Consider the following 20,099-nt stretch of genomic DNA (forward strand, 5'->3'; position numbering starts at 1 on the left):
GCTCCTTTTTTTTGTGCCTGTTAATGACTAGAAAAGTGATCCAATGTGATTGCAACGAGGTTATGCAATTAAACGGGTTAAAATATCATTTGTATGCCTGCATCATGAAATCTTAGTTCATACATGATATACTGCTGCAGTGTGCGACGCAACGACTGTTGAATGGAGGAGTTATGCTGGTTTAAAAAATTACCTGATATACTTACCCACCAGCGGCAACTTCTTAAACTCCTGCCTTTCTACCAGCAGAATGAACCAGCCATACGTTAGCAGCAGTACTGCACCCACAGGTAGTTGCCAGTATTCGTTCGGTATGAACCATGCTATGCCCTGGTAGATAAAGTACAATACAACTACGATGACAATATAAGCCAACAGCTTTTTCCAAGCATACGGAATGCGGTACTCCTTTTGGCCCCAAACAAAACTGATGACCATCATGGTGCCGTAGCAGAGGAAAGTAGCCCATGCGCAAGCCATATATCCAAAAGATGGAATGAACAGGTAGTTGATAAGGAAAGTAACAGCAGCGCCTACTAATGTGATGTATGCACCCGCCATTGTCTTGTTGCCCAACTTATACCAGATGCTGAGGTTGTAATAAATGCCGAGGAAGATATTTGCCAGTAGCAATACCGGAACCACGGACAGGCCTACCCAGAAGTTAGGGTGAATGAAATGTTTCCATACGGGTAGGAACAAGGCAACCACCAGGAACATGAAAGTGACAGTGATGACAAAAAACTTCAGCACTCTTGCATAAGTACGCTGTGGGTTAGCACCTGCAGCCTGCTTGAAGAAGAAAGGTTCGGCGCCCATGCGAAAAGCCTGGATAAACAAGCTGATCAGTATGGCTAGTTTATAACAGGCGCTATAGATACCTACCTGTTCTTCGGCCAAAGTATCGCCGCCAGGTACCCACCATCTTAGCATCAGCCTGTCAAAAGTTTCATTTATCATTCCGCCTAATCCTGCCACCAATAGCGGCAGAGAATATAGCATCATCGTTTTCCACAGGCGCGGGCTGAACTGGATCTTGATAGCGCCCACTTCCTTAGCAAGCAGCAGCAATGTAATGGAAGACTGCAGCACGTTTGCAATGATCACATAGGTCACCGGGTTGATAGTTGGGTCGTAGATCAATCCAACCCAATGACCAGGATTTTCCTGTAATGCCTGTGAGCAATAGGAAAGGAAGAAGACGGTAGCACCAATATTAACAAAAATTCCAAAGATGCGGATGGCGGCAAACTTTATAGGCTTGCCCTGGTAGCGAAGTTTGGCAAAAGGAAGCGTACACAAGGCATCTACAGCAATAATCAGTATGGATAGTTCTATCAGAACCGGGTCTTCTGTGAGGCCAGCAAAGGCCGCAAAGCTATCTCTGAAGATGTACAATACGCCGGCAAAAAGCATGGTAGAAAGGAACATGGATATGCTTGCAGTACTATACACCTTATTCTCATCTTCATTGGTTTTTGAAAAGCGGAAATAAGCTGTTTCGAAGCCGTAGGTAAATATGATGTTGATGAGTGGAATAGCTGCATACACCAGGCTGAGCTTTCCATAATTTGCTATTTGTGTAGAAAAGATATAGGTGAGGTAAGGCGTAAGCAGGTAGTTGATAAAACGCGCAGCTATAGAGCTGACACCATACCACATTGTTTGTCCCGCTAATTGTTTAATTCCACTCAATTGTTCCTGTTTCAAACAAAAGTAATCAGATTGGGGATTGAAGATTTTAGATTGCAGATTACCAGTGTAAAATGGCCAGAATATTTCCTCTTACGGCTGCTTAAAACGCGGATCTGCAATAAAGGTAGAGTCGGTGAGGGTGTACAAGAAAGCTTTCAACTGCCCAATCTCGAAGTTGCTCAGCGGGATCTTATTCTTCACCAGCGGGTCGGTTGTAGGTCCGTTGACTACACCATTACGATAATGATCCATCACATGATCAAGTGTTATAAACCTGCCGTCGTGGCCATACGGGAAGGTAAGCTGCACATTTCGCAGGCTTGGCACCTGGAACTTGAGCGAATCAGCAGGATTGCGTGTAATGATCATCCTGCCATAATCATTTATGGTAGGATCTACCGGTAGGCCGGTATTTCTAAAATTGAAATCAGTAAAGAATGGTTCTTTGTGACAGCTAACACATTTCGCTTTAAAGATGTCATACCCTAAACCTTCTGCAAGGTTGAAGGTATACTCACCGCGTTTCATTTTATCGTAGCGGCTATTGCTGCTTACCATCATCAGCATGAACTGGCTGAGCGCCTTGGTCATTCTTTCGGTATTGATGGTCTCGTCGCCAAAAGCTGCTTTGAACATGGACCTGTAAGTACCGTCTGCCCGTAGTTTATTCAGAACATTCTCTATGGTTTCAGCCATTTCATTTGTAGCGGTAATTGGCGCCAGTGGCTGCAGGTCAAGGTGTACAATGCCGCCATCGTACATGAAGTTGTTGCGCCATGCCAGGTTGTACAATCCATGCGCGTTGCGCGTGGTAAACGTATTGTCAAAGCCGTGGCTAAAGTTGTGATCGAAAGTTGCAAAGGCTGCAAATTGCTGGTGGCAACTGGCGCAGGGGAAGTTTCCATCTTTACTTAATCTGCCATCGTAAAAAAGTTTCCTGCCTAACTCAAAACCCTGGTTGGTGATTGGATTTGCGCCGAAGTTATAAGCAGGTTCTGGCCATCCCGCTGGTGTTTTGAAAACCATGGGAGTAGCAGCAGGCGTAGCATCAGTTTTTTTACAAGCCTCAATTGCAAAGAAGCCTGCAGCTACAAAAGCAAAAAACAATATGGAAATGGCTCTCTTCATTAATTGTTTACTGCTACAATTTTAAACATCCTGCTATAGTTGTCGGCAAATTTAACGGCAAGTGTACCGGGTGAATGACAAAGCGGGTTGCTGGCGATCGGTAGATCGTGTACGCCTTGAAACCAGGTGCTGGCATCAGCTTCTATAACTATTTCGCTCACCTTATTTTTTGATAGATGGATCATGCTACCTGCCGGTAGAGCAAGATCAATTCTTCTTGTAGCGTTTTCACCTGTTCTAAAACCCCCAATATGCAGGCTAAGGCTATTTGCAGGTGCTGGAGAAACAGGTGATGTTCCTTCCAGCTTCGCCATTACATAGCCACTGTTCCATGTCCAGAACATGCCTTTTACAGGATCAAGATCGCCGGATTGTGTGCCGCTTACATTGCGAACACTGTCTACTCCCAATAAAAATGAGAAACCGCTGAAATGATTGCGAGGCAGATTAATGGTAAACGATTTGGTGGATGCATTGGCTTCGTCAACTAATCTATATTCATTTACTGCTGCAGTGCTGCCAGCACCTTCAGGAAGAACAATGTTGGATACATAATATTTAAAAGCTGATAATGTATAGTTCTCTCCAAAGCTGTTTTGGTACGTATTACCTAGCTGCATATCCTGGCTGCCTACTTTGTGCCTGAAGGTTACCTTTAGCTGGTACGTATCTTCAGGAGAGGTTACAGAGGGTTTGCAGCTCCACAACATCACTACAAACAGTAATAAATAAAGTATTTGCTTCATCACAAATCAGAGAGGCGGATCTTACGCCTGTTGTTTTTAATGTCGGATTTCACTTTTTTGTTTTCCACCCGGCGCTCTTTAGCAGCCTTCGATGGTTTAGTAGCAATGCGTGTCTTCTTCTTTACAAGCGCCTGCTCTACTAAATGATTCATTTTCTCTACAACCTGCTGCTTATTGCCTAGCTGCGTTCTTTCCGTTTGCGATTTTACCAGTAAAAGACCATCAGAAGTGATCTTGTTTCCAAGTTTCTCAATTATTTGGCGTTTCTGCTCGTCATTCACCTTGGTTGAAGCCATAATGTCCCAGCGTCCTTCCACCATGGTTTCTACCTTGTTTACATTCTGGCCTCCTTTGCCGCCACTTCGTGCCGTGGAGAAAACGATTTCCTCTATTAAATTTACCTTCATCCACCTAAAGTTACTACGGAAATACACTTTAGAAAGTTTTAGCGCATGAGAGCAGTTATACAAAGAGTATCAGAAGCATCGGTTACAGTAGATGGAACAGTTACAGGAAGTATTGGCAATGGCCTTTTGGTACTGGCAGGTTTTGAAGATGCAGATACAAAAGACGACCTGGAATGGCTGGCAGGTAAAATCGTGCAGATGCGCATTTTTAATGACGAAGAAGGTGTAATGAATAAGAGCCTGCTGGATGTTGGTGGCGACATCTTACTGGTGAGCCAGTTCACCCTGCATGCAAGCACAAGAAAAGGGAACCGTCCTTCTTACATACGTGCTTCCAAACCACCGGTAGCTATTCCTCTGTACGAGCAGTTCATCAAAATGCTGGAAACCTCAGCAAATAAAAAGATTGAAACCGGCATTTTTGGTGCAGATATGAAAGTGCGCCTGCTAAATGATGGTCCTGTAACGATAGTGATGGATACTAAAAACAAAGAGTAACGAAACAAAATAATATGAGTACTGAAACTGGTATGACCATAGCTGAGCTGCAGGCAAAGGTGGATGAATGGATAAAAACGATTGGCGTAAAATATTTTGGTGAACTAACCAACCTGGGGATATTGATGGAAGAAGTAGGGGAGTTGAGCCGTCTGATGGTGCGGAAGTATGGCGAACAAAGCATGAAAGGCAGCGAAGAATCTAAAGATATAGCTGATGAAATGGCGGATGTGCTGTGGGTGCTGGTATGCCTGGCCAACCAAACAGGGGTAGACCTGACAGCTGCTATTCATAAGAACTTTGAGAAGAAAACAAGCCGCGATAAGCTGCGTCACATCAATAACGAAAAGTTGCACGACCCAAAAAAAAGCCAGTAATGACGGGCTTTTCAGCATCATTTTGGGAAAATTTTCCCGCTCCGGAAAATATGCAACTACTTCTAACGTTAATACATCAAGATTATTTGTGTAATCAACAAATAAAAATCAGAAAATTATGTTTTCCCCTTTACTGAACATCTTATCGCAATATGCCGGAGCTGTTTTGGTAGGTGTAATTGTGGGCTTGATCTTTAAAGCATATTTTGCATCCAAGGTTCATAATAAAATAAAGAACTACCAGGGCGAGATCGTGAAGAGCCATGCGAAAATACTTGAACTGGAAGCACTGAATTACCGGCTGGAGTCGCAACTTAAAAACGCAGAGAAATCTTTTTCTAACGAAAGAGCGATTGCGAGCTAGTGAATTGCCACTAAATTCCATTTAGGTCATTAAATAATGACATAGCTCTTTTCTGCCCTAAACCCACTTCTCTTTTTCACATTTGTTTTGCTTTTTAGCCAACCAGTTTTGGCTTGTGTTCTGCTTGATTGTTTAGCTGTACCCTCCTCTCATTTTCCCTTTTTTCCTGTAGGTTTGCCGGCATTATGAGCACGACAACCGAGAATAAATTCCAGGAGATCATATCCCACGCAAAAGAATATGGTTTTGTTTTTCAAAGCAGCGAAATATACGATGGCTTGAGTGCTGTTTATGACTACGGTCCTTATGGTAGCGAGCTGAAGAAAAACATCCGCGACTACTGGTGGAAGTCGATGACACAGATGCACGAGAACATTGTAGGTCTTGATGCCGCCATTTTTATGCACCCGCTTACGTGGAAAGCGAGTGGCCACGTTGATAACTTCAGCGACCCGATGATTGATAACAAGGATAGCAACAAGCGCTACCGTGTAGATCATTTAATAGAAGGCCTTGCCGATACGCTTCGCGAAGAAGGCAAAAAAGAAGAGGCTACTGCACTCATCAATAAGATGGACCAGCTACTGGCTGCGGAAGATTTCATAGCACTGAAAGAGTTACTTATTTCCAATAACATAAAATGCGCTATCAGCGGCACTGCTAACTGGACTGACATTCGCCAGTTCAACCTGATGTTCTCTACCGAAATGGGTAGTGTGGCAGAAGAAGCCAATACCATTTACCTGCGACCGGAAACAGCTCAGGGTATCTTCGTGAACTTTTTAAATGTGCAGAAGACTGCAAGGATGAAGATCCCATTTGGAATTGCACAAACAGGTAAGGCATTCAGAAATGAAATTGTTGCCCGCCAGTTCATTTTCCGTATGCGCGAATTCGAGCAAATGGAAATGCAATTCTTTGTTCGCCCTGGCACACAGAAAGAGTGGTACGAATACTGGAAAGAAGCAAGACTGCAATGGCACCTGAGCCTTGGTTTACCTGCTGAAAAGTATCGCTACCACGACCACGTAAAGCTGGCGCATTATGCCGATGCTGCACTGGATATAGAATATGAATTTCCGTTTGGTTTTAAAGAAGTAGAAGGTATCCATTCTCGTACAGATTTCGACCTGAAGAACCACCAGCTGCTAAGCGGTAAGAAGATGCAGTACTTTGACAATGATATTGATCCTGCTACCAATAAGCCGTACGGTAATTACATTCCTTACGTAGTAGAAACATCTATAGGTTTAGACAGGATGTTTTTGCTAATACTCAGCCATAGCTTTGCCGAAGAGAAATGGACAAAAGAAGATGGCAAGGAAGATAGCCGCGTAGTACTTCGCATTCCTGCTAAGATCGCTCCTCTGAAGCTGGCCATTCTTCCATTGGTGAAGAAAGATGGACTACCGGAAATAGCTCGTGAGATAATGAATGACTGTAAAGGTTCGTTCCGTTGTTTTTACGAAGAAAAAGATACTATAGGAAAACGCTACAGGCGCATGGATGCTATCGGTACGCCTTTCTGTATCACCATCGATCATCAAACCAAAGAAGATCAAACAGTGACCATACGTTACAGGGATACGATGCAGCAAGAGCGTATACCACTTGCACAGGTAAAAGAAAAAGTGTTAGCAGCAACTTTATAAAAAGAAAAACCGGCCACTGAGCCGGTTTTTTATTGTAGTAATCTTATTGCAAACTAGAGCTCATACTTCTCCGTCTTCTTCTCCTCCTCCTGTTGCGGCTGCGTTTCCATCTTTCATTATTATCAAAAAGTGCAACGGTGGCAAATGCTACATAGGCAACTGCAAAAAGCGCATACAAAACCCACATCAGGTTGCCACCATCTTCGCGGAAGGTGACGGCTGCATAAAGAAATGCGGCGGCTTCAAAAAGAAAGAACGCACTGTCGCCGCTGGTAAAATGTTTTTGAACCCACTTGTGCATGCCTGCCACCAGCAATACAGTAACTGCAAGCAACAGGTATAAACTAATGGAAATGCTGATGCCAGATTCAAACCAGTTGAAGCCTTGTAACAACAGTATAAATCCTGCAAAAAGGTGAGCCAGTTGTTTTAGTTTTTCTTTCTTCATAGCACAGTTAGTTATTAGCCATACAATTCAAGATGGATATCTTTTTTGTCGTAGCCATTTGCCAATATCCGTTCTTTGGCTTCGTCTACCATGTTCTTCCAGCCACATAGGTAGAAGTATGCCTGCGGGTGGTGTTCCTTGATGATCTCTTCGTATATGGCATGCACGTAACCACGGCGAACAAGCGAGTTTTCTTCTGGTTCACGTGAGAAAGTAGGAAGATAATAATAATGTTGTAGATCTTCTTCCAGCCCCTTCAGCTCCTGGCCGTACAGGCAATCTGAAACATGGCGGCAACCAAACACCAGGTAGATATTTTTATGTGATATGTTGAACCGGTTGATATGATGCACCATGCTTCTGAAAGGCGCAACACCAGTGCCGGTGCATATTAAGAACAGGTCCCGGTCAATATGTTCTGGCAAAACAAATACGCCTTGCGGGCCGCGCAGTAATAGCTCAGAACCTTCAGATATTTCATTGAAAAGATATGTAGTGCCAGCTCCTCCTTCTAGTAAAACAATGACCAATTCTATGATATTGGTATCGTTGGGTGGCGAGGCTATAGAATAACTTCTCCAGCGTTTGTTTCGCTTCTCGTGGATGGGCAGGTCAAGGGTAACAAACTGGCCGGGCTTGAAATCAAAAACCTCTACTTCGGGTATTTGGATCCAAAACCGACGGGTATGAGCTGTTTCATCCAATATTTTGATGACTTTACCTGTGCGCCATGGTTCCAGCATTTGTGTTTTTTTTTCTAAAGTACAACATAACAGCAACTGCACCTGTATTAATTCATGTCTTATTATAGGAGGTAGTTCGTTGTTATTAGTAGGGGAAATCCGTAACTATAGCAGCACCGTAAACATCTGGTTCTAATAAAATAGATATCGATATTTTTGAAAGCACATTATAACACAATTGACATGTACAAGTCTGCTAGGCTATTAACTTCTAAGCTGGGATTACTGGTAAGTTTTTCATTTTTGTTTTTTACGTTTTCTTGTTCTGATACAAAACCTCACCTGGGCGAACATGAGACAAAATCGGAGGCTGAAGGATTGCTTCACCAGGAGTTTTACATGACAAAAGATCCTGCACTTGGTTATATACCCATTGAGCGAAAGTTTGAAGGCGCACAGCAAACACTACAATTACTTAACACAAGCCGCACCAACAACTTTGTATGGCAGGAGCGTGGACCAAATAATATAGCTGGCCGTGTAAGAGCGGTACTGATTGATAGGCGTGATGGATCTGGTAATACAATTTTCGCCGGCGGCGTATCGGGTGGTTTGTGGAAGTGTACCAATTTCAAAACCAATCCTACATGGGCATTAATATCTGACAGCTTACCCAATGTAGCCATAGGATGCATAGCACAGGATCCATCCAATCCCAATATCATGTATGCCGGTACTGGCGAAGGTTGGTTTAATGCAGATGCCATGCGCGGTAATGGCATTTTAAAAACTATCGATGGAGGTAATACATGGTTCCAGCTTCCATCTACGCGTAATTCTGTTTCAGGCAATTTCGATTATGTGCAGGATATTGAAGTTACATCTACTGGTGTGGTTTACGCAGCTACCAGGAGTATCACATTTTGCAACAACGGTGGCGTGTTACGTTCTGTGGATGGTGGCAACACCTGGACCAGGTCAATTGGAACAATGGCCTCTACATGTGCAGACGCGGCCAACTATCGTGGTGCTGACCTGGAGGTTGCCAGCAATGGCGACCTATATGCTACCACCGGTTTTCAAAGCGGTTCTACCATCAACCTTGGTCGTATCTGGAAATCGCCGGCTTCGCTCGGTGCAGCACAAGGCACCGATGGTAACTGGACAGAAATAACACCAGCCGGAACATGGCGTAGGATAGAAATAGCAGTTGCGCCCAGCAATCCAAATGTTATCTATGCTCTCCTGCAGGCAGGTTCTAATAATGCAATCGGTGGATTAAGAAGAAGTGATGATGGCGGCGCCACCTGGTTTACGTTGCCTTTGCCTACCTGGTGCGACCAGGGACAAACTTCTACTGATTTTACCCGTACGCAGGCCTGGTTCGACCTGATAGCGCAGGTGGATCCTAACAACCCGCAGGTGTGTTATATAGGCGGAGTAGATATTTTGAAAACTGTGGATGGTGGCACCAGCTGGCAGCAAATAACACAATGGGCGAATGGTTGTTCCGGCCTGCCTAATGTTCATGCCGACCAGCACGAGATATTGTTCTTTGGCAATAGCAGCACCGAATTACTGGCTGCAAATGATGGTGGTATTTATTATTCCAGTACCGCCGGCCAAAGCTGGACATCACGGAACAATAACTTTAATATCACCCAGTTTTATTCTATAGATCATCACCCACAGCAGACCAACTTTTTACTTGGCGGTACACAGGACAATGGAACGCTCAGGTTTACATTGCCTAGTGTGAATACAGTAGCAGAGGTGTTTGGTGGAGATGGAGGATTTGCTCATATTGATCAAACCGATGGAGTTTTGCAGGTAGCATCAGCTACCGGTAATAACTACCGTGTATCGCGCAACAGCGGAGCTAGTTTCAATGTGGTGGTGCAAGGCGGAAGTAGTGCTACAGGTAGATTTATAAATCCTTCTGACTACGATGATGAGAATGATATACTGGTAGCTGGGCACAATGCCAATACTATGGCTGTAGTAACGGGTATCGCAGGTCCGGGTAACCCGCAGGTAAACCAGGTAGCCATGCCTACACTCAATGGGCGGCAGATCTCTGCAGTAAAAGTAGATCCTAATGGTGGCGCTACAGGAACGGTTTGGATTGCCGGAAGTACAGCATCGAATGCCAGTGCAGCTACATCGCCTAACTTGATAAAGCTTACTGCTGTACAAAGTCTTGCACCTACGGTTTTACATGGGCAAACGTTTTCAGCTGCGTTCTTGCCTGAAGGGTCGTATATATCTTGTATTGATGTAGAAACAGGAAATGCTGATCACGTAGTAATTACTATTTCCAATTATGGCGTACCAAGTGTATTGGAAAGTTTGGATGGTGGTGCCACATGGGCAAACGTGGAAGGAAACCTTCCTGATGTACCTGTGCGGTGGGTACTCATTGCTCCAAATAATGCACAGCTAAACGGGCCATCTGGCGGTACCGGCGGACTGATAGTAGGAACAGAACTAGGCGTGTGGACCACCACACAAACCAACGGGCCTGGTACCATTTGGTTGCCTAACAACAGGCTATTCCCGCTTACAAGAGTTGATATGTTGAAGTACCGCAGGCTCGATAACCTTCTTTCGGCAGCAACCCACGGAAGAGGATTGTTTACTACCAACATTCCTTCTATTCCTACTTCGGTAAATACGGTAGCCAATACCAAAGGTTTTGTTGATTATGTTTCTGCAAACCAGCAGCACCTTTTCATTAAAACAGGAACATTGACAGGAGTAAGAAATATCACCATAAATGTACTGGATGCAAAAGGAAGATTGGTGATGACAGAAAGAACGAATTATGCTCCAAAAACACTGGATATAGGTAAACTAGCTCCAGGGATGTATGTGGTAAAGATCTATGGCGACAAGAAAGAAACATATACCCGCCAAATAGTAAAGTAATGCTGAAACATCTGTAAATTGCTATACCCTCTGTACCCGCTGCAGGGGGTATTTTATTTTCGGTATAAAAAGTATAAACCAATGCACCTATGAGAGTAATTCTACTACTGGTTGTTGTACATATTATTTCCAATGTTTCTTTCGGCCAAATACAGTTCAAACAGAAAACGCTGCAGGCGCCAGCCAATGCAGCAATGTTCAAATGGGATGATTTTGTCGCTATGCAAAAAAGCTACCAGGGTTCTTATTATGCGCTGCTGCAATTTCATAGATCTCCGGGTGTAGCTGAAAAGAATATCCTGCAGCAAGCTGGAGTATCATTGGTAGATTTCGTACCTGGTAATGCATTTACTGTTACCATTTCTAAACCTGTTTCAAAACAGGTATTACAAGCTGCAAATGTTCGATCTATCATTCCTGTACCTGCAGATGTAAAACTGGCTGCGACACTACAACAAGGTCAATTTCCAGCCTATGCTGTAAAAGAGGTTGGCACTGTAGACGTTTTAGTAAAAATTAATAAAGCTGTGGCTGTGCCTGGTGTAGTAGCCGAGCTGCAAAAGCAAAAGATAAAGATCATCAACCAGGACCTGGAAACTTATCATGTGCTGGTAGCGCGGGTAACGCCAGCTCAACTGGCACAACTGGCGGCTTTTGCATTTGTGAATTATGTACAGCCAGTTCCTCCGGCTGATAAAGCCTTAAATGATGATGTACGTGCAAATCACCGGGCTAATATTTTGAATGCTCCAACCGCTACCGGTGGCGAGGGTTTATCAGGTCGTGGAGTGGTTTTGGGTATAGGAGATAATTCTATTTTATCTACACACATCGATGTGGTGGATAGAGTGATTGATCGTGCTGCATTTTTGCCTTCCTGGCATGGTGTGCATGTAGCTGGTACTGCTGCCGGCGGTGGAATTCTTGATCCAACATTCAAAGGAGTAGCGCCGCTGACTACGCTAATAGCACAAGTGTTTAGTGGGGTTTTTAAAAATGCAGCCTCTTATGTTGCTGATTTTGGAATGGTGATCACCAACAACTCCTATGGTTCCATTTCAGGCGAATGTGATTATGCTGGCACCTACGATATCTACTCCTCAGTTCTCGATGAACAGGCTTTTGAGCTGCCTGAATTGCTACATGTTTTTGCTGCGGGCAATGATGGTCCTAACAATACAAACTGTGGCTATGGCGGCTACCATACTACACTCGGTGGATACCAGAGCAGCAAGAATATTTTAGCCGTAGCCTGGGGCGATAAGAACCGCCAGGTAAGTCATTCAGGTAGCTGGGGGCCCACCTACGATGGCAGGATAAAACCTGAGATAACAGCTTCTGGAAGTGAAGTGAGAAGTCCCGGCCCAGACAATACCTACCTTACCGATTGGGGAAGCAGTATGGCTTCACCTGCAGTAGCCGGTGGCGCTTCGTTGCTGGTAGAAAAATACAGGCAGATGCATTCAGGTGCTAATCCACCCAGTGCATTGGTAAAGGCGCTGCTGATGAATGGAGCTGATGATATTGAAGCGCCCGGTCCTGATTATAAAAGCGGCTTTGGCTGGATGAACTTACAACGCAGCGTGGAGATGATCAAGAACAACAGGTTCTTTAATGGTACTGTAGCTAACGGTGCCAATAATCAACATGCGATAACAGTACCTGCTGGCACCACTCAATTCAAAGTGATGCTTTATTGGCACGATCCTGCCGCCGCTGTATTTGCTGCCAAGACTTTGGTAAACGATCTTGACCTTGAAGTAGTGGACCCTGCTACTAATACCATTCTTCCTTGGAGATTGGATTCGGGTATGGTAACAGCTGTTGCCACACGTGGTGTAGACAGGTTGAACAATGTAGAGCAAGTGACCATCACTGCTCCTTCAGCTGGCAACTATATCATACGTGTAAAAGGTACAGCAGTAAACATGAATACCACCCAACAGTATTATGTAGTGTACGATTACGTGCCGGCTGCTATTCAAGTCACTTTTCCTTCTATAAATGACCCGATGCTGCCGGGTGAAGAAACTTGGGTGAACTGGGATGCATGGGATCTTTCTTCCAATGATTTTACGCTTGAATTTTCCAGTGACAACGGCGCTACATGGAGCGTTGTCAGTTCAAATATTCCTGCGCACTATCGCAACTTCTACTGGAATATTCCTAATGTAACGACTGCCCAGGCAAGAATTCGCATTACAAGAAATGGCACCGGCCTCTCCGGCTTATCTTCTCCTTTTGTGATCATTGCACGACCCAATGTACAGCTAGCAGCAGTGCAATGCCCTACCTATTTCAGCATAGAATGGAATGCAGTAGCCGGTGCTACAGATTATGAAGTATTTATGAAACAAGGTCCAGAGATGGTGCCGGTAGCTACTACCACCAATACCTCTTACACATTTAGCGGGCTTAACCGTGAAAGTACTTACTGGGCAAGTGTGCGGCCACGTATCAACGGCAATCCTGGCCGCCGTGCAATAGCTGTTAGCCGCAGGCCAACAGATGGAACATGTACTGGCGCCATAAGCAACAATGACCTGCTACTCGATAGCATTGTTAGTCCCAACACCGGCAGGAAGTTTACTTCTACTGAGATAACCAATAATAACCTGGTAGTGCGGGTGAAGAATTTAGATGATGAGCCAGTAACTGGTTTTGTTGTAAAATATTCTATCAACGGCAGTGCATTCGTTTCGCAAAATGTAACAGCAACTATACCTGCGAAGGGCACTTACGACCATACATTTACCGGCTTCAATTTTACCAACCCTGGCACCTACCATATAGTAGCTGTAGTAAGCAGAAGCGGTGATCCTGTAGCTGCTAATGATACTGCACGCAAGACAGTGGAGCACCTGCCAAATCCTCCAGTGAATGGACATGTAGAAAATTTTGAGACCGCACCAGTATTTGAAGTAAATGGCAGTAAGATGGGCTTGCCGGGTCTGCCGCAATGGGATTTTGTTTCAACCACTACTGATGGCCGCGTAAGAAGCTTTATACAATCAGGCTTTGCTCTCAATGGTAACCGTGCCCTCACCCTTGATGTAGGCCGGTACTTGCAAGGTGGCAACACAAATTACCTTGTTGGAACTCTTAATCTATTTAGTGCACAAACTCCGGCTGATCGTGGTTTAAGTATGGACTTCTGGTTCAAACATCATGGGCAACATCCTTCTCCTGAAAACCGTGTGTGGGCTCGCCAATCAGATACTGATCCGTGGGTAGAAGTTTACAACCTGGACTCTGCTGCAGCCATGTGGCCTGGCGAATGGAAATATTCAGGAGTTATTTACCTATGGAAATATATAGGACAGGCTTCATCAAGTACACAGATCAGGTTTGGCCAGAATAGTGTTATCGGAACTTCAGATAATGAGAACTTCCAGGGGTTGACCATTGATAGCTTGCGCATCTTCGAAAATCCTAATGATTTTGGAATGGTACAGGTTCTCTCACCCAAACAAAAAGGATGCGGGCTGGGTAATGCGGAAACATTGACCATTGAAACAACAGGAAGCCGATCCATTCCTGCAGGTGTTCCGGTAAAATACAGGCTAAATGGAGGACCTGTCATCACTGAAACATTTACTGGAGGAATAGGAACTTATTCTTTTGCTACCAAACTTGATCTTTCTACTCCTGGTGTTCATACAGTTGATGTGTGGGTAGATTTCGACCAGGATAATAGCAGGACGAACGACAGCATCATTGGCTACAAGATTGTAAATCAGCCGGTGGTTAATTCTTTCCCTTACCTCGAGAATTTTGAAAGTGGAGCAGGCTACTGGTATACAGAAGGATATAGATCAAGCTGGCAATTAGGAACACCTGCCAGCATCAAGATAAATAAAGCGGCTAGTGGAGTAAATGCATGGAAGACATCGCTGCGTGGCAGCTACAACGATAACGAGTGGAGCTATTTGTATTCACCTTGCTTCAATACCTCAGGTCTCACCAGCCCTTACTTAAGTTTTAGCATGGCAATGGATATAGAACAATGTTCACAATACTTATGCGATGCAGCATGGATGGAATATTCAGTGGATGGAACGCATTGGCAGAAGCTGGGTGCTAATGGCCAGGGCACCAACTGGTACAATCGTGCAGGTGATAATGTATGGGATAGTGCTGGCTTCCGCCGCTGGCATGTGGCTTCTATTCCGCTGCCTGCTGCTGCCAGTCTGCAACTGCGGTTTGTGATGCAGGCCGATGCCGGTGTTATAAAGGAAGGTATAGCCATAGATGATATTCATGTTTATAATAGAGAAACGCCTATATACGAAGGCGCTCCTGCATCTGCTGAAATAGTAACCAATGTACCTGCAGGTGTCAATACATGGATCAACTACAATGATGCTAATGGTGGATTGATAGCCTCTGTTAACCCGCATGGAAATCAGCTAGGTAACAATAGGGTTCGGACATACATCCACAATGGAACGGTGCGCAGTATCAACAACCAATACTATCACAATCGCAACCTTACCCTTAAGCCGGACAACCGCACAACTGCCGACAGCATCTCTATACGTTTTTATTTTACTGATATAGAAACAGACTCTCTGGTAAGAGCCAACGCTTGCAATACTTGTACAAAACCACAGGATGCATACGAGCTGGGAATTACCAAATACACAGATGCAGATACATCAAAAGAAAACGGTACACTAGCGGATAATGTTAGCGGAACCTATACGTTCATTGCGCCTGCCAATGTTACCATTGTGCCTTATGATAAAGGCTATTACGCCCAGTTCAAGGTGAAGGATCTTTCAGAGTTCTGGCTGAATGGCGGTGGTGGACAGAACAACCACCTGTTGCCATTGCAACTGCAGTCGTTCTATGTTGCCAAACAAACAACAGATGTTCTGGTAAAATGGTTAACTACAAACGAAGCAAACGTTGACCGGTATGAAGTAGAGGTAGCAAGAGGAAATGAAGCATTGTCTACAGGTAGTTTTGTAAAGATCTACCAGGTAAATGCCTACAACAGGATGAATAACACCTATGAAATGATTGATGAAGAACCAAGAAAGACTGGTGCACGCTATTACCGCCTGAAGATGATCGACAGGGATGGCAGCATCAAATATTCTGATGTGCGGGTGATCATTTTCTCTAACAAAGAAAACTGGGTGGTATATCCAAACCCGGTCAAAGATGTGCTGACGGTAATAGTGCAGGCAGAGCAGGGAGCTAAGGTAGAAATGCAGTTGTTGAATGCTACTGGACAGGTAGTGCTGCAACAGGCAAGTACAGCCACAGGCCAGCAGGATAAGGTACAACTGGATCTTAGTAGCCGGAATATTGCTGCAGGTGTTTACATTCTGAAACTATCAGCCGGCGATGAAGTAAAGCAGGTAAAGGTGATAAAGCAATAAGATCTGGAGAACAAACTCCATGGATAATTTCTATAGCATCCCGGCTTGTTGTAAACATTAACAAGCCGGGATTGTTTTTAAAAGCAGCTGCAGGCATATCTTTGCACCCCTGTTGAGGAAACCTATTTGGTATAGCCGTTGCAGGTATAGGAGAGCGAATGAATCTTGAGCATTTAACACAGAAGTTTCACGAGAACCCCCGCCTTTTTTCACTGGTGGACAGGCTTACTATGTCGCAGCCTCAAAAGCTCCGCCTATCCAACCTGCAGGGAAGTAGCAAAGCATTTACGGTTGCTTCTGTTTTCCAACATCCCAATGCGGCAGATCTTAATCATCTTGTAGTATTGAATGATGCCGAAGACGCTGCTTATTTCCACAACACATTAGAAAGTCTTACCAGCGCTTTAGACCTGTTTTATTTTCCTTCTTCTTTTAAAAACAGGAAGAACTACCGCCTGCTAAACAGCAGCCACGTAATGCTGCGCACCGAAATGCTGATGCGCCTTACGGTTGGTGGAAATAAAAAGCTGATCGTAACCTATCCTGAAGCGCTTTTTGAAAAAGTGGTTCTGCCAAAAACGCTTTCCCAGAATATCATCTCTATTAAAACCAACGACACCATCCAGCTCGACTCCATTATGGAGTTGTTTGTGATGTATGGTTTTGAAAGAACAGACTTTGTTTACGAGCCTGGTCAATTTGCATTGCGTGGTGGTATACTCGATGTGTATTCTTATGGAAATGAAAAGCCGTATCGTATAGAGCTGTTTGGTAATGATGTAGACAGCATCCGCATTTTTGATCCTGAAACGCAGCTAAGTGAGCGCAAGCTGATGCAGGTAAACATCATACCCAATGTAGAAACGCAGTTTGAAACAGGTGATAAAGTTTCACTGATGGAATTTTTACCTGACAATACAGTGGTGTGGATAGAAGATTGGCAGTTTGCAAAAGAACGGATAGAGATACAGGAAGAAGACCTTGAGATTTTCTTCAGGGTGATGAAAGAAAACGAGGGGAGAAGTAAAAACCCTGATGAAGAAGAGGATGATACCAAAGTGCTGAAGGATGTAAAGCTTGAAGACTTTGTAAATGCAGTTGTTATTGAACAACAACTTCAATCGCGCCATATTATTGAGTTTGATAAGAACTACTTCAATGGGTTTGATATACAATTCAGCACCCGTACACAGCCATCTTTTAACAGGCAGTTTGAGCTACTGATAAAAGACCTGCGCGATTGGGAGAAGAAAGGTTTTGAACTGTTTCTCTTTGCTGAGAACCCGAGGCAATTGGAGCGCCTGCACAGCATATTTGAAGACCTGAAAGCAGAGATCCATTTTACACCTATACCTGTTGCTATTCACCACGGATTTATCGACGAGGATCTGAAGGTAGTTTGCTATACAGATCATGAAATATTCCAGCGATACCATAAGTACAAGGTAAAGCAGGCTTACAACAAGAATAAAGCGCTTACGCTAAAGACGCTTCGCGAACTACAGCCGGGCGATTATGTTACACACATAGATCATGGTGTAGGAACTTATAGCGGGCTGCAAAAACTAGAAGTGAATGGGCGTCTGCAGGAAGCGGTTCGCATCATCTATAAAGATGGCGATATCCTGTATGTCAACATCAACTCGCTGCACAAGATTAGCAAGTATACAGGTAAGGAAGGCAGCATTCCCAAGATCAATAAGATTGGTAGTGATGCATGGCAGCGGCTGAAAGAGAAAACAAAAACTAAGGTTAAGGAGATTGCTTTTGACCTTATTCAACTGTATGCTGAACGTAAGGCACAGCAAGGTTTTTCTCATTCACCAGATAACTACATGAACACTGAGTTGGAAGCTTCTTTCATTTATGAAGACACCCCAGATCAGAGTAAGGCTACAGCCGATGTGAAGAAGGATATGGAATCTCCGGCTCCAATGGACAGGTTGGTCTGTGGTGATGTTGGCTTTGGTAAAACAGAGATTGCTGTTCGCGCTGCATTCAAAAGTGTGGTGGATGGCAAGCAGGCAGCAGTATTGGTTCCTACCACCATCCTTGCTTTCCAGCATTACAAAACATTTAGTGAGCGTTTGAAAGAATTCCCTGTTACCGTTGATTTCGTCAATCGTTTTAAATCTGCCAAAGAGAAGAAAGAGACACTAAAGAAACTGGAGGAAGGAAAAATAGATATCATCATTGGCACACATGCATTGCTGGGTAAAGAAGTAAAATTCAAAGACCTCGGCATCATGATCATTGATGAAGAGCAGAAATTTGGTGTGGGTGCAAAAGAGAAACTGAAGACGCTGAAGACGAATGTGGATGCACTTACACTTACCGCTACTCCTATTCCACGTACGCTGCAGTTTAGCCTGATGGGTGCAAGAGACCTTAGCATAATAAATACTCCGCCGCCTAATCGCCAGCCGATACAAACAGAGCTGCATGTTTTCAATGAAGACTTCATACGCGATGCCATCTATTACGAAACAGAGCGCGGCGGGCAGGTATTCTTCATTCATAATCGTGTACAAGGTTTAGGTGAGATGGCCGGCCTGATTCAAGGCTTATGTCCTGACCTGAGTATTGGCTATGCACATGGCCAACTGGAAGGTCACGAGCTGGAAGAGCGTATCCTTGATTTTATAGAGAAGAAATATGATGTGCTGGTATGTACCAACATAGTAGAAAGTGGAGTGGATATACCGAATGTGAATACTATTATCATCAACAACTCGCACCAGTTTGGACTTAGTGACCTGCACCAGTTGCGTGGTCGGGTAGGGCGGAGCAACAAAAAAGCATTTTGTTATTTATTGGCTCCTTCTCTTGCTACACTTCCTACTGATAGCCGGAAGCGCCTGCAAACACTGGAGCAGCATAGCGAATTAGGTAGCGGTTTCCAGATAGCCATGCGCGACCTTGATATACGTGGTGCCGGTAATATGCTCGGCGGCGAGCAAAGTGGTTTTATGGCCGAGATTGGATTCGAGATGTACCAGAAGATTTTGAACGAAGCCATCCGCGAACTGAAGCGCAGCAAGTTCAAGGATCTATTTAAAGAGGAGATACAGAAGCAGGATGATTTTGTAACAGACTGTACCATTGATACCGATCTTGAGATACTCATCCCAGATGAATATGTAGATAGTATAACTGAAAGATTATCGTTATACACGCGACTTGATAATTGCGAGACAGAGGAAGAACTGGTAGACTTCAAACAAGAAATGCTGGATCGTTTTGGTCCTATACCACAGCCTGTAGAAGATCTGTTTATCACTGTTCGCTGCCGCAAGTTGGCGGTAGAACTTGGCTTCGAAAAAATGACGCTTAAAGATGATACCTTACGCTGCTTTTTCATCAACCGACCTGACTCTCCATATTTTGAATCGGAAATTTTCAAGAACATACTTAATTACCTGCAAACAGGCACCAACAAGGCTCGCTTGAAACAAACTGGTAAGAACTTTTTACTGGTAGCAGACCAGATCAAGAGCATGAAAGAGATGCACACCTTCCTGGAGCGCATGCATGCTGAAGTAGTAAAGAAAGAAACGGTGGAGGCTTAAGCAAATTTAAAATCTTGTTGAAGACGTTAGTCTTTCTTTATCAGGTTGATTAAGATAAGCTTTGCTACAGAAGGATCTACTAGTACATGCATTTAAGAAATTTTCATCATGTGATGTTGCATACAGAATCATGTGTCACATATTTTCTTCCCATTCATATCAATTTTTTCCTATGACAGTTGTCATTTTTTTCCGGTGAGTAAAGTCATGTTTA

At 44.1% G+C, this 20,099-nt stretch carries 13 protein-coding genes; 7 read left to right on the plus strand and 6 right to left on the minus strand.

Features of this window, described 5'->3' with window-relative positions; translation table 11 throughout:
• Positions 1–189 precede the first annotated feature (189 nt).
• The 4 genes from J4N22_RS15135 to arfB form a co-directional block, all read right to left on the minus strand.
• Positions 190–1,695 (minus strand): oligosaccharide flippase family protein, encoded by a 1,506-nt coding sequence (locus J4N22_RS15135; protein WP_242692250.1) that lies wholly within the window; start codon positions 1,693–1,695, stop codon positions 190–192.
• 90 nt (positions 1,696–1,785) lie between these two features.
• A complete protein-coding gene (locus J4N22_RS15140; protein ID WP_207495951.1) occupies positions 1,786–2,823 on the minus strand; it encodes a cytochrome-c peroxidase in 1,038 nt (345 codons plus the stop codon).
• Entirely contained in the window at positions 2,823–3,569 is a 747-nt protein-coding gene (locus tag J4N22_RS15145) for an MbnP family protein (protein WP_207495952.1), read from the minus strand. Before J4N22_RS15145 ends, J4N22_RS15140 begins: the two co-directional genes overlap by 1 nt.
• Positions 3,569–3,976: an alternative ribosome rescue aminoacyl-tRNA hydrolase ArfB gene (gene arfB / locus J4N22_RS15150; protein WP_207495953.1), complete on the minus strand. Its 408-nt coding sequence runs from the start codon at positions 3,974–3,976 to the stop codon at positions 3,569–3,571. The genes J4N22_RS15145 and arfB overlap by 1 nt, the downstream gene beginning before the upstream one ends.
• Before the next feature lie 45 nt (positions 3,977–4,021).
• Here arfB and dtd point away from each other — a divergent pair, with 45 nt between their 5' ends.
• The 4 genes from dtd to J4N22_RS15170 all read left to right on the plus strand — a co-directional run bounded on the left by dtd (position 4,022) and on the right by J4N22_RS15170 (position 6,867).
• On the plus strand, positions 4,022–4,474 hold the full coding sequence (dtd, locus tag J4N22_RS15155; protein WP_207495954.1) for a D-aminoacyl-tRNA deacylase: 453 nt from the start codon (positions 4,022–4,024) through the stop codon (positions 4,472–4,474).
• Positions 4,475–4,488: 14 nt separating this feature from the next.
• Positions 4,489–4,851 carry a nucleotide pyrophosphohydrolase gene (locus J4N22_RS15160; RefSeq protein ID WP_242692251.1) on the plus strand — a complete coding sequence of 121 codons (363 nt, stop codon included), beginning with the start codon at positions 4,489–4,491 and terminating at the stop codon, positions 4,849–4,851.
• A gap of 118 nt (positions 4,852–4,969) precedes the next feature.
• A complete protein-coding gene (locus J4N22_RS15165; RefSeq protein WP_207495956.1) occupies positions 4,970–5,215 on the plus strand; it encodes a hypothetical protein in 246 nt (81 codons plus the stop codon).
• A 185-nt stretch (positions 5,216–5,400) separates the two neighbouring features.
• Positions 5,401–6,867: a glycine--tRNA ligase gene (locus J4N22_RS15170; protein ID WP_207495958.1), complete on the plus strand. Its 1,467-nt coding sequence runs from the start codon at positions 5,401–5,403 to the stop codon at positions 6,865–6,867.
• A 43-nt stretch (positions 6,868–6,910) separates the two neighbouring features.
• Here J4N22_RS15170 and J4N22_RS15175 read toward each other — a convergent pair whose 3' ends face one another.
• Together J4N22_RS15175 and J4N22_RS15180 are read right to left on the minus strand one after the other, a co-directional pair.
• The gene (locus J4N22_RS15175; protein ID WP_207495960.1) at positions 6,911–7,315 is read right to left on the minus strand and encodes a hypothetical protein; all 405 of its coding nucleotides are present in this window, start codon (positions 7,313–7,315) and stop codon (positions 6,911–6,913) included.
• 14 nt (positions 7,316–7,329) lie between these two features.
• Positions 7,330–8,058 (minus strand): ferredoxin--NADP reductase, encoded by a 729-nt coding sequence (locus tag J4N22_RS15180; protein WP_207495961.1) that lies wholly within the window; start codon positions 8,056–8,058, stop codon positions 7,330–7,332.
• 183 nt (positions 8,059–8,241) lie between these two features.
• On the opposite strand from J4N22_RS15180, the gene J4N22_RS15185 reads away from it, so the two are divergent.
• The 3 genes from J4N22_RS15185 (at position 8,242) to mfd (ending at position 19,885) form a co-directional block, all read left to right on the plus strand.
• Entirely contained in the window at positions 8,242–10,926 is a 2,685-nt protein-coding gene (locus tag J4N22_RS15185; protein WP_207495963.1) for a T9SS type A sorting domain-containing protein, read from the plus strand.
• A gap of 89 nt (positions 10,927–11,015) precedes the next feature.
• Positions 11,016–16,316, plus strand: a complete 5,301-nt coding sequence (locus J4N22_RS15190) for a S8 family serine peptidase (RefSeq protein WP_207495966.1) — start codon at positions 11,016–11,018, stop codon at positions 16,314–16,316.
• A gap of 158 nt (positions 16,317–16,474) precedes the next feature.
• On the plus strand, positions 16,475–19,885 hold the full coding sequence (mfd, locus tag J4N22_RS15195) for a transcription-repair coupling factor (RefSeq protein WP_207495968.1): 3,411 nt from the start codon (positions 16,475–16,477) through the stop codon (positions 19,883–19,885).
• Positions 19,886–20,099 lie beyond the last annotated feature (214 nt).

This window comes from Aridibaculum aurantiacum (assembly GCF_017355875.1).
GTDB classification, from domain to species: Bacteria; Bacteroidota; Bacteroidia; order Chitinophagales; family Chitinophagaceae; genus Segetibacter; species Segetibacter aurantiacus.